The sequence below is a fragment of the Gordonia sp. 852002-10350_SCH5691597 genome (genome assembly GCF_001665715.1).
In the GTDB taxonomy this organism is placed as follows: domain Bacteria; phylum Actinomycetota; class Actinomycetes; order Mycobacteriales; family Mycobacteriaceae; genus Gordonia; species Gordonia sputi.
This window is the reverse complement of the sequence record NZ_LZMO01000073.1, coordinates 1-15,088: the sequence shown is the minus strand read 5'-3', so window position 1 is coordinate 15,088 and position 15,088 is coordinate 1. Positions and strand designations below refer to the sequence as shown.

At 64.1% G+C, this 15,088-nt stretch carries 15 protein-coding genes; 11 read left to right on the top strand and 4 right to left on the bottom strand.

Features of this window, described 5'->3' with window-relative positions:
• Positions 1-178: SDR family NAD(P)-dependent oxidoreductase (locus tag A5777_RS24590; protein ID WP_156529288.1), on the bottom strand; the 178-nt coding region annotated here is incomplete at its 3' end.
• A 419-nt stretch (positions 179-597) separates the two neighbouring features.
• Between A5777_RS24590 and A5777_RS05325 the strand changes: the two genes are divergently transcribed.
• A complete protein-coding gene (locus A5777_RS05325; protein ID WP_064861886.1) occupies positions 598-1,926 on the top strand; it encodes an aspartate aminotransferase family protein in 1,329 nt (442 codons plus the stop codon).
• 16 nt (positions 1,927-1,942) lie between these two features.
• Here A5777_RS05325 and A5777_RS05320 read toward each other — a convergent pair whose 3' ends face one another.
• Positions 1,943-3,451: an aminotransferase-like domain-containing protein gene (locus A5777_RS05320; protein ID WP_064861885.1), complete on the bottom strand. Its 1,509-nt coding sequence runs from the start codon at positions 3,449-3,451 to the stop codon at positions 1,943-1,945.
• A 49-nt stretch (positions 3,452-3,500) separates the two neighbouring features.
• On the opposite strand from A5777_RS05320, the gene A5777_RS05315 reads away from it, so the two are divergent.
• Positions 3,501-4,223 (top strand): sulfite exporter TauE/SafE family protein, encoded by a 723-nt coding sequence (locus tag A5777_RS05315; protein WP_156527379.1) that lies wholly within the window; start codon positions 3,501-3,503, stop codon positions 4,221-4,223.
• Here A5777_RS05315 and A5777_RS05310 read toward each other — a convergent pair.
• Positions 4,182-4,937 (bottom strand): TetR/AcrR family transcriptional regulator, encoded by a 756-nt coding sequence (locus A5777_RS05310; protein WP_064861883.1) that lies wholly within the window; start codon positions 4,935-4,937, stop codon positions 4,182-4,184. The two genes, A5777_RS05315 and A5777_RS05310, sit on opposite strands and share 42 nt — an antisense overlap.
• Positions 4,938-5,289: 352 nt before the next feature.
• Here A5777_RS05310 and A5777_RS24025 point away from each other — a divergent pair, with 352 nt between their 5' ends.
• The 8 genes from A5777_RS24025 (at position 5,290) to A5777_RS05270 (ending at position 11,967) form a co-directional block, all read left to right on the top strand.
• Positions 5,290-5,775 (top strand): hypothetical protein, encoded by a 486-nt coding sequence (locus A5777_RS24025; protein ID WP_156529287.1) that lies wholly within the window; start codon positions 5,290-5,292, stop codon positions 5,773-5,775.
• A 22-nt stretch (positions 5,776-5,797) separates the two neighbouring features.
• Positions 5,798-6,613: a hypothetical protein gene (locus tag A5777_RS05300; RefSeq protein WP_064861882.1), complete on the top strand. Its 816-nt coding sequence runs from the start codon at positions 5,798-5,800 to the stop codon at positions 6,611-6,613.
• A complete protein-coding gene (locus A5777_RS05295) occupies positions 6,501-7,052 on the top strand; it encodes an acyl-CoA thioester hydrolase/BAAT C-terminal domain-containing protein (protein WP_082933551.1) in 552 nt (183 codons plus the stop codon). Before A5777_RS05300 ends, A5777_RS05295 begins: the two co-directional genes overlap by 113 nt.
• A 236-nt stretch (positions 7,053-7,288) precedes the next feature.
• Positions 7,289-7,936, top strand: a complete 648-nt coding sequence (locus A5777_RS05290) for an ABC transporter permease (RefSeq protein WP_049699759.1) — start codon at positions 7,289-7,291, stop codon at positions 7,934-7,936.
• Complete coding sequence (locus A5777_RS05285; protein ID WP_064861880.1) at positions 7,933-9,219, top strand: ABC transporter ATP-binding protein; 1,287 nt, start codon at positions 7,933-7,935, stop codon at positions 9,217-9,219. Before A5777_RS05290 ends, A5777_RS05285 begins: the two co-directional genes overlap by 4 nt.
• The gene (locus A5777_RS05280; protein ID WP_064861879.1) at positions 9,216-9,956 is read left to right on the top strand and encodes an ABC transporter permease; all 741 of its coding nucleotides are present in this window, start codon (positions 9,216-9,218) and stop codon (positions 9,954-9,956) included. The genes A5777_RS05285 and A5777_RS05280 overlap by 4 nt, the downstream gene beginning before the upstream one ends.
• Entirely contained in the window at positions 9,953-10,948 is a 996-nt protein-coding gene (locus A5777_RS05275) for a glycine betaine ABC transporter substrate-binding protein (RefSeq protein ID WP_005207241.1), read from the top strand. Before A5777_RS05280 ends, A5777_RS05275 begins: the two co-directional genes overlap by 4 nt.
• Positions 10,949-11,040: 92 nt before the next feature.
• Entirely contained in the window at positions 11,041-11,967 is a 927-nt protein-coding gene (locus A5777_RS05270; RefSeq protein ID WP_064861878.1) for an AurF N-oxygenase family protein, read from the top strand.
• Positions 11,968-11,973: 6 nt separating this feature from the next.
• On the opposite strand, the gene A5777_RS05265 is transcribed toward A5777_RS05270, so the two are convergent.
• Entirely contained in the window at positions 11,974-12,669 is a 696-nt protein-coding gene (locus A5777_RS05265) for a TetR/AcrR family transcriptional regulator (protein ID WP_005207239.1), read from the bottom strand.
• Between the two features lie 101 nt (positions 12,670-12,770).
• Between A5777_RS05265 and A5777_RS05260 the strand changes: the two genes are divergently transcribed.
• Positions 12,771-14,288, top strand: a complete 1,518-nt coding sequence (locus A5777_RS05260; protein ID WP_005207238.1) for a DHA2 family efflux MFS transporter permease subunit — start codon at positions 12,771-12,773, stop codon at positions 14,286-14,288.
• Positions 14,289-15,088: the final 800 nt, after the last annotated feature.

Sequence of the window (15,088 nt, the reverse complement as noted above, 5' to 3'; positions counted from 1 at the left end):
CCTCCGGGTGATCAGCGCGAATCTTTGCCGCGAGGTCGTCGAGCCGTTCGATACGACGCGCACCAATGTGCAGGTCGTGACCGGCCGCCACGAGGGCCCGAGCGCTCGCCGCGCCGATGCCACTACTGGCGCCCGTGATCACAGCAAGTGGGCGGAAGGGGTCGGGAGCGTCGGCCATGGTGAAGGTCCTCCTCAAAGGGGTAGCGGCTGCTGAACACAGTGGGACAGCACGTTTGATACAGCGTCGGGCAGAACTGGTGCTACGAGAAGGGCCACAACCGCCCAATACTGCAGGGCCAGATGTAACGAATAGGCCATCCCTGTGTCATTCGCAACGAACTCTGCCCACCCGCTCGTAGACGGTTGAGGCCACAACCTGGCGCTTCGCTGCATCTCGGCGAGCGACAGTGCAGATACGATCCACGGCCGCGAATTTCACACCGCATCTGGCTCTGTCAATTGAGAGAGTTCTGGCCCTTTCAGTGGTGCCAACCGGCTGAGACAGTGGACACAACGTCAACGACGCCATCATCGGTCGCCGACGAAATACAGACGCTGCACTGTTGTAGCGACCCCCACGTCGAGAAGGAGATCCGGATGCCCGCACCCGAGAACGCGCAGGCCGCACAGACATACGCACTCGACCGCGCACACGTCTTTCACTCATGGTCGGCGCAAGCAACGCTCGACCCGCTCGTCATCACAGGCGCCGAAGGCATGTACGTGTTCGACGGAGACGGCAACCGGTTGCTCGATTTCTCCTCTCAGCTGGTGTTCACCAATATCGGCCACCAACATCCGAGAGTGGTGCGCGCGATCGCAGACCAGGCGTCGACGCTGTGCACCATCGCACCCGCACATGCAAACTCTGCTCGGGCTCGCGCTGCCGAACTCATCGCTGACATCGCACCGGCGGGATTCAACAAGGTCTTCTTCACCAACGGCGGTGCCGACGCCGTCGAGCACGCCGTCCGAATGGCACGACTAACCACGGGCCGATACAAGACACTCTCTGCCTTCCGCGGTTATCACGGCGGCACGCAGCAGGCAATTAATCTCACCGGAGATCCACGTCGTTGGCCGAATGACTACGGCTCGTCGGGCGCCGTGCATTTTTTCGCCCCGTTTCTTTACCGCAGCCAATTCCACGCCACCACGCAGGAGGAGGAATGCGCCCGGGCACTCGCACATCTCCGCACCCTTATCGAATTCGAAGGCCCTGACGACTTCGCCGCGATCATCCTTGAATCCGTACCCGGCACAGCGGGAATCATGCCGCCGCCGCCGGGCTACCTCGCAGGCGTGCGCGAGCTGTGCGATCAGTTCGGCATCGTCATGATCCTCGACGAGGTGATGGCAGGGTTCGGCCGAACCGGCAAGTGGTTGGCACTCGAGCACTTCGACGCCGTACCCGATCTCATCACCTTCGCGAAGGGCGTGAACTCGGGCTACGTTCCCATGGGCGGCGTGATCCTGTCCGATCGAATCGCCGACGAGTTCGCCACGCGCGCATACCCGGGCGGCCTCACCTACTCAGGCCACCCGTTAGCCGCCGCCGCGGCGGTGGCGACCATCGAAACCATGCACGAGGAGAAGCTCGTTGACAACGCTGCGACAGTCGGAACCGAGGTACTCGGACCCGGTCTGCGCGAACTCGCAGAACGTCATTCGATCATCGGCGATGTACGCGGACTCGGCGTCTTCTGGGCCATCGAGCTCGTCTCCGATCGCCAAACCAAGCAACCGCTGGCGCCGTACGGGGGCAGTTCGCCCGAGATGAAGGCCATCGCCGATCGCGCTCAGCGCAACGGTCTATTGATGTTCCAGAACATGAACCGCTTTCATCTCACGCCACCCTGCATCGTCTCGGCAGAGGAAACCAAGCAAGCCTTGGCGATTCTCGACGACGCGCTCTGCGCGGTCTGAGCTCGACGCCGGGTTCTCACGGCAACGCTGCCGCGAGAGCGCGGATGCCCGGTTCGATCTGCTCGGTACGCATTGCGCTGTAGCCCAACCGTAGGTTCGTATTGCGCCACGTCCCGGGAAAGTAGTATCGCGATCCATCGGCGACGAGCACGCCGTGGCCGCGGGCACGCAACGCCCAACGCTTGCAATCGATCTCGGGCGGAGCCGTGTACCACAGGCTGACTCCACCTGGCGGGTATGCGCTTGCACCCTCAGGCATCGGAAGATGTTGCGCCACTGCCGAGGTCAACGCTTCCCAGTTGCCGCGGAGACGTCTGCGTTGGCCACGCAACACCTTGTGATAGTCACCAGACGAAATGAAGATTCCCAGCGCCCGCTGCAAATGACCCGCGAGATGCTTTGAACGGTGGTGACGTTCGACGCGCAGCGCTGCAATCACGTCGGGATGGGCCACTACGAAACCGAGCCGCAGACCCGCCGCGAGGAATTTCGAGAACGAGCCGATGTAGAGCACCCTCCCACTGGTGTCCATTGCCTTGAGTGACGGTGAAGGTTGACCGCGGAATCGGAACTCGCTGTCGTAATCATCCTCAATGACGAATGCATCGCGATCTGAGAGCGAGTCCATGAGCAAGCGCCGACGCGGCATGCTGAGCGTCACGTTGGTCGGATGATGATGACTCGGTGTGAGGTAGATGGCATCGAACCGGGCCGCATCCTCGATGACTGCGCCCCACTGATCGGTCGCAAGCGGAACCACCGACGCCCCGATGCGGGTGCAGATATGCCACGCGTCCACATAGCCGGGGTTCTCCACAGCGACCGTCGACGACGGACCCAACAACACGTCTGCGATCAGCGAAAGACCCTGCTGCGCACCAGAAGTGATCAGTACTTCGTCGGGCGTCGCCGCCACACCGCGGGATGGCAGGATCTCGTTGCACAACGCGTCGAGGAGCAGCGGGTCATCTGAGTCGCCCGCGTCGCGGATACTGTAAGCCAGATGTGGGTGATGAAGCGCCGCAACCATCGCACGCTGCCAGGCGCGCGCCGGAAAAGATCTCACCTCCGGCTGCGCCGAGATGAACGGGTAAGGATAGTCCTGCCAGTTGGTGAACGCGGGCGCACGCGTGACCGGCAACTGCCTCACACCCGACTGCCTACGTTCGAGACGTGGCTGCCAGTCCATTGCCCGCGCCCGCGCTGGCAAGGTGGCACGAGATGCGACCGCTCGCGTAGCGAGATCTACGGGATAGAGGCCAGAACGAGGTCTGCTTTCCACGAGTCCAGCCCCGGTCAGTTCCTGATACGCCAGGGCTACGGTGTTGCGCGAGACGCCGAGGGAAGAAGCAAGGTAGCGCGTCGACGGCATCGGCCGCGTCTGGCCGTAGACGCCTCGGGCGAGTTGGTCCTCGAGAAGTGCGCGTACCTGACGGTAGAGCGGTGTAGACGACGACTGGTTGACTGACAACGGCGTCAGTTCCTCGCTGAACTCACGCCCGCCCAATCTGGCCTCCTTGTTCATGCCCAATCTGGCACTTTTAGTGTGACAGCGTAGAGACCAGTCTAGAGCGGTGAGTGTTTTGACGCCGTGGGCAATGGCTGCCGTCGTCGGGATCGTCCTCGCGGGCTCGTTGGTCCAGGGAGTTTCCGGTTCGGGCTTCGGAGTCGTCACCGCTCCCGCGCTACTGATGGTCGCACCGCAACTCGTTCCGACGACACTGCTGTGCCTGGCAACCGTGGCTTGTGGCTTCGGGGCATGGCGCGAGCGCACGCACATCGACTGGGCATTCGTGTCCAGATGCCTCATCGCCGCAGTGCCGGGCACCGCGACTGGCCTCGTCGCAGTCCACCTCGTAGCCGCTCCAACGTTGGAAGTGGGTATTGCAACTGCGGTAATCCTCGGTGGTGTCGCAGGCCTGTGTGGAGCTCGGGTCCCACTTTCCCACCGTGGCACCGTCGCAGCCGGATTTCTCTCCGGCGCACTCAATTATGCTGCGGCACTCCCCGGGCCGCCGCTGGCCCTCACCTACCGGACTCCCGACGCCGCGCAAATCCGTGCGACCCTTTCGGCTGTGTTCACGATGATGTCGCTCGCCACGTCAATCGTGGTGACGACGATCGGGCGAGGCGGAATCGAGAACCTAAAAGCCGCAGCACTTCTCGCTGCTCCGCTCGCTGTCGGCATCGCATTCGGACGTCGAATCGCGCCCTGGGTGAGCGCAACCTGGACAGCGCGAGCGGGGATGTCGTTGTCAGTCCTCGCCGGATTGGGACTCCTGCTCAACAACGTCTGACGCGCGGTCGGTAGATGTCGCGTCGCCAACCGTTCGCGCTTTGTGTTCGACGTAATCCGGCCCGACGAGTTCGGGGTCCGGGTCGAGGCGGGTGAGTCCGTTCCAGCAGAGATTGACCAGGTGCGCCGCGACAACCTCTTTCGACGGTTCGCGGACGTCGAGCCACCACTGCGCCGTCACCGACACCATCCCGACGAGCGCCTGTGCGTACATCGGGGCCAGCTTCGGGTCGAATCCCCGTCGTTCGAAGTCGCCGGCAAGGATGTGCTCGACCTGGCTGATGGCGTCATTCAGAAGACTTCCGTACGTCGCGTTGTCCCTCGACGACGCACTGTCGCCGCGCACGAGGATGCGGAATCCGTCGGTGCGCTCCTCCATGTAGGTCAACAGCGCCAAGGCCACCTGCTGAATGCGATACAACGAGCGGTTCTTGGAGAGCGACGACGTGATCATCTCGAGCAGGGTCTCCATCTCACGGTCGACGACGACCGCGTAGAGACCTTCCTTACCTCCGAAGTGCTCGTACACAATCGGTTTCGACACCCCGGCGCGCTGGGCGATCTCTTCGATGGATGTGCCCTCGAAGCCCCGCTCGGCGAACAGACCGCGCGCGACCTCGATCAGTTGCAGGCGTCGTTGGGCGCCGGTCATGCGGGCCCGTGGCGCGCGTTTGACCTCACCTGTGCTCGAGTTCGCCGGACGGCTGACAGCCATGAGGCCACCCTACGAGATCTCCCACGCCCAATCGACCTGACGCTCCGGCTGCCCCCCGTCCCACGCGGCAGGACCCGAGAAGACGCACCCAGCTCACCGGAGGATGTGTCGTATCGAAGGAAGTGGGCGCTGCAGCACACACATCCTTCGATACGACGCACATTCACCTTATAAAGATGCGCAATCCACCTATTCTCGTCGGTTTAGACGTACTCACCTCTTCCGCGGTTGTAAACCCCCCATATTTCGGACTTATGCCGAGAGTGCGGATTTCCTACGGTCAGATACATCGCCCGTAGAGAGTCACGTATCCAGCGCGTGGCAACGGACGACGAGAGACGAAGGATGGACCATGAGACCTCACAGAAGCTTGCTCCAGGTACTCGGCATGTCGATCGCCGTGACCGCGATGATCCTCGGCCTGACAACGGCCACCGCCGCGAAGAGCGAGGCCACGCCTCTCCCGCAGGGCGGTTCAAGTGCCGTCCTGGTGATCACCAACAACACCGGTATGCCGTTGACCCTGAAGCAATTCCCCGATACCAGCGTCGGTGCGGGTAGTTCGATGGACTTCCGATGGATCGATGCGCCACCCGCCTCGCTCGGCATGGGCAGAACGGCCGTCGTACGCGCCTGGACGTCGAACCCTCTGGCCATGGGCGTCACTGTCACCTATACCTACACCTACCGCTCCGCCGTGGTGAATTACACAGCCTCCCTGCGCCACACTCTCGGATTCACCGATATCTCCGGCAGTAAAGCCTCCCCCGGTGAATCCGTGAGGGCCACCCTGATCCGTCCCGCTCCGAGAATGTTCGCCACCTACGTGTTGTCGTGAATCGCACCCGAGTCTGATCCTCATGCGAATCAGTGTTGACACGGCGGACGGACTCGTCGACTCGCTCATCGAGTTCAACGTGTTCGACACACCAGCGGAGAAGGTCGAACTCGTCGTCGATGGTGTAGACGCCGCGGGATTGCACTGGCGGTCCCGCGGCACTCATCGGCTTGGCGACGACGGGCGGATAGACCTCACCGATCCAGACCTACCGTGGTGGGACATGCGGCTCGTCGACAACCCGAACTGCCCGGATATTTTCGAATCCTGCGACGGCACATTGGATTTCACTGTCTCGGTATCCGACGGTACGTCCAGCGACAAGGCCACGGTCCCTCGTACGTGGGGACGCGAGCACACGGTGGAACAGCGACGAGGCGACGGATGGCAGCTACAGATCTACCGTCCGGAGTCAGCTGACTACCCTCTGCCGGGAATCGTCGTGCTCCCCGGGACGATGGTCACCAGGTCGGTGACAGCGATGGCCGCGCTGCTCGCCGCTCACGGCTATGTCGCGGCGGTCCTCTTCTACACTCAGCGCCCGGGGTTGCCCGATTCGTTCAGCAGAATTGCCACGGAGAACATCGCCGCGGGCATCGAATGCTTCGCCGCTCTGCCCTACGTCGACGAGGACATGATCGCGCTCCACGCGTCGTCGGTAGGTGTGCAGACAGCACTGACGACGATGGTGACAATGGGGACCCCCCGCTCGCGCAGTCGTCGCGGTGGCTCCCAGCCACGTCGTGTTCCAGGCACTCCGCCGCGACGGCCCTCCCGAGAAGGTCTCTGCCCTCACCCACGGCGGCGTCGACCTGCCGTATGTCCCCGTGCGCAGTGAGCGTCTACTCGGACAACTCGCCATGAATCTCTTGCGCCGCAAAATCTCTCACGGACGCTCGTCGATGGCGATGTCGACCCACGCCGCGTACGCCGCGGGTCTGCGGGATCATTCGGCTGTGCGGGCCGCGACCATCGCCGTGGAGAAGATCGGGTGCCCGATATTGGTCGCCGCAGGCACCGACGACCAGTGCTATCCCGCTGCGGACATGGCACAAGAGATAGTTCGACGCCGCAGCGACGAGCACGCCACCCACGCAGCCGACGACGAACTGCTGATCTATCCCGGGGTGGGCCACTTCATCCGTCCGCCCGCGATTCCCACGACGGTCACCCGGTCGGCCTCGCTGATCGGGGGCGGCGATCCGCGCCATATCGCAGCGGCACAGCGGGACTGCTGGACCCGGACACTCGCTTTCCTGCACCAACACCTGACCTGATCACCTCGCGCCGCATTCGGATGGTGCGACACATTTCGACCCTTTTACTCACCGTGATCAAAACGTGACACTGAGGTCCGGCGATTGCCCTCAGGGACGTCGGCGCCGGTCAGCGGGCCAGCATGCTCGCTTGTCAGGTGTACACGCCGACACGGAATTGCGGGAATCACCCAAGAGTCGCGGTTGCTTTGTAGGCTGAATTCTCTCCGAACGCTCACCACGACGAGGGGATAGCTGTGGGCAGTTTGTGGAACTATATCCACGCACACGCCGCGAACCTGACGTTCCTCACCTATCAGCACGCATCTCTGGCATTTCAGACGGTTCTCGTCGGCACCGTGGTCGCGATCATCGTCGCGGTGCTCGTGTACCGACGCCCGTTGGGGTCGGCGCTCACGCTGACGTCGAGTCGCGTGGCGCTGACGATCCCCTCGCTCGCGCTTCTCGCCCTGCTGATCGTCCCGTTCGGTCTCGGCGTCGTGCCGTCGTTCATCATGCTGGCGTTCTTCGCCGCGCTCCCCGTGATCGGCAATGCGATCGTCGGGCTGCGTTCGGTGCCGGCAAGCGTGATCGAGTCAGCTCAGGGAATCGGATTGTCCCGCTGGCGAATTCTGCTGAGCGTCGAGTTGCCGATCGCGTGGCCGGTGATCCTGACCGGGATTCGCGTCTCGACCCAGATGATCGTCGGAGTCGCCGCGATCGTCGCCTACGTCCTCGGACCCGGCCTCGGATCGTTGATCTTCAACGGGTTGTCTCGCCTCGGTGGCGCTAATGCACTCCAAATGGCGCTCACCGGAACCATTCTCATCGTCTTGATCGCTCTGGTCTTCGACGCCCTGCTCGTTCTCCTCGGCCGCTTCACCATCTCCAAAGGACTGTCATGACCGACGTAGCCAACACGCCGGCCCCCGGGGCCGGTAGCGCATCCGGGGCAACGGTGACCGGTGCCCCCATCCGACTCGACGGCGTCGAGAAACGATTCCGGGGGCAAGACCAGCCCGCCGTGGGACACCTCGACCTCGACATCGAGGCGGGCCATATCGTCGCCTTCGTCGGCCCATCGGGTTGCGGTAAGACGACGACCCTCAAGATGATCAACCGGCTGATCGAACCGTCCGACGGCAGGATCTTCATCGACGAGCGCGACGTCACCAAGGAGAATCCCGACAAACTCCGACAGTCCATCGGCTACGTGATCCAATCGGGCGGCCTCTTCCCGCACTGGACCGTCGAGAAGAACATCGGAGCCATCCCCCGGGTACTCGGCTGGGACAAGAAGCGGATCGCCGAGCGCACCGAGTACCTACTCGATCTCGTCGGCCTCGATCCCGCGCAGTTCGCCACTCGACTCCCCAAGGACATGTCGGGCGGTCAGCAGCAGCGTGTCGGCGTCGCACGTGCCCTCGCCGCCGATCCGCCGGTCCTCCTCATGGATGAGCCGTTCGGCGCGGTCGACCCGATCACGCGAGTCCGGTTGCAGGACAGCCTGATCGCCATCCAACACGAGCTCGGCAAGACCATCGTGATCGTGACGCACGACTTCGAGGAGGCCACCAAGCTCGGCGACAAGGTGCTGATCCTGTCGCAGGGGGCTCACGTCGAGCAGTACGCGGCGCCCGAGGAGATTCTGGCCAACCCCGCCTCACCCTTCGTCGAAGAGTTCATCGGGTCGGGGGCGACGCTTGCGCAGCTAACGCTGTCGCGCGTGCGCGACGTCGAACAAGACTCGGTGATCACCGCGCGCGTCGGCGAGGGTTCCGGAGAGGTGATCACGCGCGCACGGGCCGCGGGGCAGAGTTGGGTGGTCGTCGTCGACAAGCACGACCGCCCGCGTGCATGGCCGTCGCTGGATGAGGTTGCCTCCAAGCCGGAGGTCTCCGACTACCTCGATCCGCGGCTGCCCGTCGTAGCCGAATCGTCGACGCTCAACGACGCCCTCGACACCATGCTCGCGGCCAGCCAGGGCGGCACATTGGTGACCGATCGTCACGGCGCCGTCGTCGGAATGCTCACCATCGCCTCGGTCATGGACATCATCCGCACGCAGCTTTCCGAAGCCCGCCCCGACGAGGACGACGGCTCGTACGAAAGCCACACCGAGGGAACCGCACCCACCGAGACGCCGGTGATCGCCGCCGACGACCCCGAGCAGAACGCGGGCGAATGAAACAACGATTCCGCAACCTCCCGATCGACGTGTGGTTCGAGCCGCTCGTCTTCATCGTGCTGGCCGTCGGATATTTCAGTTGGTATGCGACGACGACGTTCACCGAGACCGAGCAGGCCTCGCTGGGCTGGTCCACCCTGCAGTCGACCATCATCGACCACATCGAACTGACTCTCGTCGCGGCCATCATCGTCATCGTGATCGCCATCCCCCTGGGAATCCTGTTGACCCGGCCGTCGATGCGGTGGCTGTCACCGATCGCGGTGAACATCGCGAACATCGGCCAAGCGGCACCCGCTGTCGGCCTGCTGGTGTTGTTCACGTTCTGGCTCGGCACCGGATTCCGTACTGCCGTCATCGGTTTGGTCGTCTACGCGGTCCTGCCGATCCTGCAGAACACCATCGTCGGTTTGCGCCAGGTGGACCAGCGCACCATCGAGGCGTCGCGCGGTATCGGGTACTCGGCGGTGCGCACGCTCGTGCAGGTCGAACTCCCGCTGGCCGTCCCCGTCATCCTCAACGGTGTCCGGACGGCACTGGTCATCCTGGTCGGCACGGCCACTCTGAGCACCTTCATCGGCGCGACGAGCCTCGGCACGCTGATCACCACCGGCGTCACACTCTTCTTGCCCAAGCTGTTGATCTCGGGCGCGATACTCGTCGCCCTGCTCGCCATGATCATCGACTGGCTCGGCCGGGTCTTCGAACTGGTCGCAACACCGAAGGGCGTCGCATGAGCGCCACGCGAGCACGACTCGCCACCGTCGCAACACTTCTCGTCGTCGCCGTCATCGGCCTCGCGGGATGTGGTCTGGTCAGTTCGTCGGGCACCTTCAAGCAGGCGTCGCTTCCCGACGGTTCCCGACCGCTCGACGGAGCCAAACTCACCGTCACGTCGAAGAGCTTCACCGAGGGTGTCATCCTCGGCAAGATCACCGCCACGTACCTCGCGGCGGCAGGTGCCGACGTCACCGACCTCACCGGCGCCCCCGGTTCGGCGTCGTCTCGACAGGCGCAACTCAACGGCGACGCCGACATCCTCTGGGAGTACACCGGAACCGGATGGGTGAACTACCACAACGAGACCGAGACCATCTCCGATCCGAAGGAACTCTGGCAGAAGGTCCACGACATCGAACTCAAGGAGAACCAGCTCGTCTGGCTCCCTCCCGCCAACTTCAACGACACCTACGCGTTCGCGGCATCGACGCCCACGGCGAAACGCCTTGGCGTGAAGTCTCTTTCGGACGTCGCCAAGCTTCCCGTCGCTGATCGCACCTTCTGCGTCGACGACGAATTCTTCTCCCGCCCAGATGGCTTCAAGCCGATGCTGGAGAAGTACGGCATGCCGCTCGACGGCCCGAACGGGGTTCCACTCGGCAACGTGACGCGCATGGACGCCGGCGTCGTCTACACGTCGACGGCCAAGAGCTCGCCGTGCAACTTCGGCATGGTCTACACCACCGACGGCCGGATCAAGAACCTCGACCTCGCCGTCCTCGAGGACGACAAGAAGTTCTTCCTGCCCTACAGCGGAACCGCCGTCGTTCGCGAGGACGTCATGAAGCGCTACCCGCAACTCAACGAGCTACTCGGAACCATCTCCGAGCGTCTCACCGACAACGTCATGCAGGAACTCAACGGCCGCGTCGACATCGACGGCGAAGACCCTGCCGACGTCGCATACGACTGGCTGCTCAGCGAGAAATTGATCGTCCCCAAGGACTAGTTGCCACTGCGCGTTCAGCGTCGCCTCTCCTCTTTGCCATTCATGGATGTTACGGTTACATTATCCAATGGCATTGACACCAGGAGGCGCACGTGTCGGTTGAGGTCGTCGACGGGTCAGCACCGCAAGTCAGCATGCTCGATCGCGGAACCGATGAGGTGTCGGCGCGGCTCGTCGATTCGTCGGCACGCTCGTCGCGCAACGCTCTGGTCGAGATCGACTGGGACGCTCCGATGGACCCGACGCTCTACGGCTGCAGCCCCGAGTGGTCGACGCTCTACGGCACCTCCTACTGGGTGGAGATGACCGAGGAGCAGCGCGTGCGGCTCACCAGACACGAGACGGCGTCGGTGATGTCGATCGGGATCTGGTTCGAGATGCTGTTGCAGCAGTTGGTACTCCGCGATCAGTACCTCGCCGACCGGCATCGTCCCGAGTACTGGTTCGCCATGACCGAGATCGCCGACGAATGCAGGCACTCGCTGATGTTCGCGAAGGCGTCGCAGAAACTCGCCGGGACGTCGTACGTGCCGCACCCTCGAATCGGCAAGGGAGCCAAGTTCTTTGCGGCCACCACCGGGGGCGAGATCGCGTACGGGGGCATCCTCGCCGCCGAGGAGATCCTCGACGTGTTCCAGCGCGGCTGCACCAGCGACGAACGCGTACTGCCGTTTGTCCGCACCGTGAACGAGATCCACGTGCTCGAGGAATCACGCCATATGCGCTTCGCACGCGAGCAGATCCGGGAGTCGATGGCCCATGTCGGCCGGGTGCGTCGCCAAGCCAGCGCGTACTACACGGCCGTGGCGGCGTCGTTCATCTTCACCAGCCTCGTGCGACCGCAGGCCTGCGCCGACGCGGGACTCGACAAGTACCGCGCGGTCTCGGAGATGCGACGCAATCACCACTTCCAGGCGATGGTTCGTACCAGTTGCTCGCACCTGATGGGTTTCCTCGACGAGGTCGGGCTGCTGACACCCGCGGCAGCATCGGTCTACCGCAAGGTGCACATGCTCTGACCGACGTCAGGTCGACGCACCGCCACCGCGTCGGAACGCGATGCGGCAGGCCTGCACCTCGTGGATCTGCTCCTCGGTCAGTGCCGGGGTCCGCAGCGGCTCCGACGGAGGGGCGGCGTGGATGGCGTCGAGCAGTAGCTGGAGGTAGCGCTTCCACGCTCCGGGGACCGTCGCCTCGGTGATATCCGCGTACGACGACACCATCGAGAAGATGGAGAAGATGTCCGTCTCGACGACGTCCTCGCGCAGCACACCGGCGGCGTGTGCCCGATCGAAGACCTCGCCCATCCGCTTCGTCATGCGCGCCTTCACCGTCGCGATCGCGGGATCGGTGTGGTCGATCTGCATGATGATCGCGGCCAGCCCACGATCCTCGGCCATTGCCGTGCAGACCGTCGAGACCATCGTCACCACCGACGCCCACGGGTCGCTGTCCGCCGCGAGGACCCCCTCGGTCTGCTCTGCCACTTCCTCCAGATGCGCCGCGAATACGCCGACGATCAGCTCGTCGCGGTTGGCGAATCGTCGATAAACAGTACCCACACCCACACCGGCCGCTGCGGCGACGTCGTCGAGTGAGACGTCGAGGCCACGCTCGGCAAACAGCTTGTGAGCAGCGGCGATGATCCGACGTCGATTGCGCTCGGCGTCGGCGCGCAGGGGTCGTCCGGTCGGTGCGGCCGAACTCTGTTGTGTGGTCATCGTCACATTCTCTCAACCGGAGGAATCATCTCCGGATTCGCTTCGTTGCCACCCTCGTAAACGGAGGAGTCTTCTCCACTATTCCGCCACTTGGAGGACTGATGACCACAACCTACGACACTGCCGACGGATTGTCGGCGAACGGGGAGTCTCGGGAGGAACGACACCATCGCCTTCGGTGGGTCGTGCTCGGCGTACTCGGCCTCGCACAGTTGATGGTGGTGCTCGACGCGACCATCGTGAACATCGCACTCCCGCACGCGCAGGAGTCACTCGGATTCGGCGACGCCGATCGGCAATGGATCGTCACCGCATACTCGCTGGCGTTCGGCAGCCTGCTGCTCCTCGGTGGCCGACTGTCGGATCTGCTCGGCCGTAAGACCACCTTCATCGTCGGCCTCGTCGGATTCGCCGTGATGTCCGCGATCGGTGGCGCCGCGGTCAATTTCGACATGCTCGTCGTCGCCCGCGCAGGCCAGGGTGTCTTCGGCGCACTGCTCGCGCCCGCAGCACTGTCGCTGCTCACCACCACATTCACCGACCCCGCCGAGCGCGGTAAGGCCTTCGGCATCTTCGGTGCCATCGCAGGCGGTGGCGGTGCGCTCGGACTCCTCCTCGGCGGCATGCTCACCGAGTGGGCCGACTGGCGCTGGTGCCTCTACGTGAACCTCGTGATCGCCGCGATCGCGCTCATCGGCGCGGTGCTGTTCATCGGCGCGCACAAGACCGAACACCGTCCCAAGCTCGACCTTCCCGGTGTGATCACGGTGTCGATCGCGCTGTTCTCGATCGTCTACGGCTTCTCCAACGCCGAGACCAACGGGTGGGCCGACTGGGCCACCATCACCTGGCTGGTCGTCGGAGCCGTGTTGCTCGCCGCATTCGTGTGGTGGCAGTCGCGCACCCCGCATGCCCTGCTGCCCCTGCGCGTGATTCTTGATCGCACTCGTGGCGGCTCATACCTCGCGGTGTTCATCGTCGGCATCGGAATGTTCGGCATCTTCCTGTTCCTCACCTACTACCTGCAGGTGAATCTGCACTTCAGCCCGATCCAGACCGGCTTGGCATTCCTGCCGATGATCGGCATGCTGATCGTCACCGCAACGACGTCGACGGGTGTTCTACTGCCCCGCTTCGGACCGCGCTGGCTGATGGCGGGCGGCATGCTGATCGCCGCAGTGGGAATGGTGCTGCTGACGCAACTGACCGACACCAGCACGTACGCGGCTCACGTCCTGCCCGCACTGTTGATCATGGGCGTCGGGCTCGGCGCGTCGATGGCCCCGGCCATGCAGGGCGCGGTGTCGGGCGTGCTGCCCGAAGACGCGGGCGTGGCGTCGGCAACCGTCAACACCATGCAGCAGGTGGGTGGCTCGGTGGGCACCGCGCTGCTCAGCACGATCGCGGCGAGCGCCGCGGCGTCGTATGCGATGTCGCACGCAGGCCAGGTTGCGAATCCCGCTGCGCTGCAACAGCTTGCAGCGGTGCACTCGTACACGACCGCCTTCTGGGTCGCGGCCGCAGTGTTCGCCGCGGGCGCGGTGATCTCCGCGCTGCTCGTCCCGAACGGCAAACTCCCCGTCACCGAGGGCGACGAAGCGCCCGCGATGGCGCACTGAGTCGTCGTAGCGCCGCTGCGGCTGTGAACGAACGCGGCCCGGCCACCGAGTTTCTCGGCGGCCGGGCCGTGCCCGTTGCCGCGCCCGGTCCACCCCACCCCCGTCGGCAGAAAGTCGGGGAAGAGTTCGATTCCCTACTCTCTGCGCCGCCGGGGCGAAGGTTCCGCGGAATTTTGCGCCGCCGGGCGGACCTTCCGCGGGATTCTGCGGGCTGGCCGTCGAGTTCGCTGTCGAATCAGGTCATCGGTCGACGCCGCGGTCCTCGCCGCGCCCGGTCCAGACCCACCGCCCCACCCCGCCGGCAGAAACTAGGGGAAGAGTTCTTTCCTCGGGGTTTTTACCTTTCCCCCAGACACAACACGGGGAAACGTACACAACCCACGGAAAGAATCCTTCCCCCACTTTCTGCGCCGCCTGACGGCCCTTCCCCCGCTTCCTACAGCGTCCGACGGTCCTTCCGCGAGATTCTGCAGCGCCCGACGGCCCTTCCGCGAGATTCTGCAGGGCCGGTCCACATTTCCCCGACTTTCTGCAGCAGAGGCCCACTCTTCCCCGGCTTTCCGCGGCGCCCGACGTTCCTTCCGCAGGACTCTGCTGACCCGGACGTCGGCATCGCCGTCGAATCAGAACATCGGTCGACGCCGCACGACTCTCGACGCCGAGGCGCGCCCGGTCCACCACACCCCGCTCGCGGAAACTCGGGGAAGAGTTCTTTCCTCGGGGTTTTTACCTTTTCCCCAGACACAACACGGGGAAACGTACACAACCCACGGAAAGAATCCTTCCCCTACTTTCTGCGC

Excerpts from the sequence above, each read along its gene's own strand:
- A5777_RS05310 (WP_064861883.1), bottom strand. The coding sequence starts at position 4,937 with ATGGCTGTCAGCCGTCCGGCGAACTCGAGCACAGGTGAGGTCAAACGC.
- A5777_RS05320 (WP_064861885.1), bottom strand. The coding sequence starts at position 3,451 with ATGAACAAGGAGGCCAGATTGGGCGGGCGTGAGTTCAGCGAGGAACTG.
- A5777_RS24025 (WP_156529287.1), top strand. The coding sequence starts at position 5,290 with ATGAGACCTCACAGAAGCTTGCTCCAGGTACTCGGCATGTCGATCGCC.
- A5777_RS05285 (WP_064861880.1), top strand. The coding sequence starts at position 7,933 with ATGACCGACGTAGCCAACACGCCGGCCCCCGGGGCCGGTAGCGCATCC.
- A5777_RS05265 (WP_005207239.1), bottom strand. The coding sequence starts at position 12,669 with ATGACCACACAACAGAGTTCGGCCGCACCGACCGGACGACCCCTGCGC.
- A5777_RS05325 (WP_064861886.1), top strand. The coding sequence starts at position 598 with ATGCCCGCACCCGAGAACGCGCAGGCCGCACAGACATACGCACTCGAC.
- A5777_RS05275 (WP_005207241.1), top strand. The coding sequence starts at position 9,953 with ATGAGCGCCACGCGAGCACGACTCGCCACCGTCGCAACACTTCTCGTC.
- A5777_RS05300 (WP_064861882.1), top strand. The coding sequence starts at position 5,798 with ATGCGAATCAGTGTTGACACGGCGGACGGACTCGTCGACTCGCTCATC.
- A5777_RS05260 (WP_005207238.1), top strand. The coding sequence starts at position 12,771 with ATGACCACAACCTACGACACTGCCGACGGATTGTCGGCGAACGGGGAG.
- A5777_RS05280 (WP_064861879.1), top strand. The coding sequence starts at position 9,216 with ATGAAACAACGATTCCGCAACCTCCCGATCGACGTGTGGTTCGAGCCG.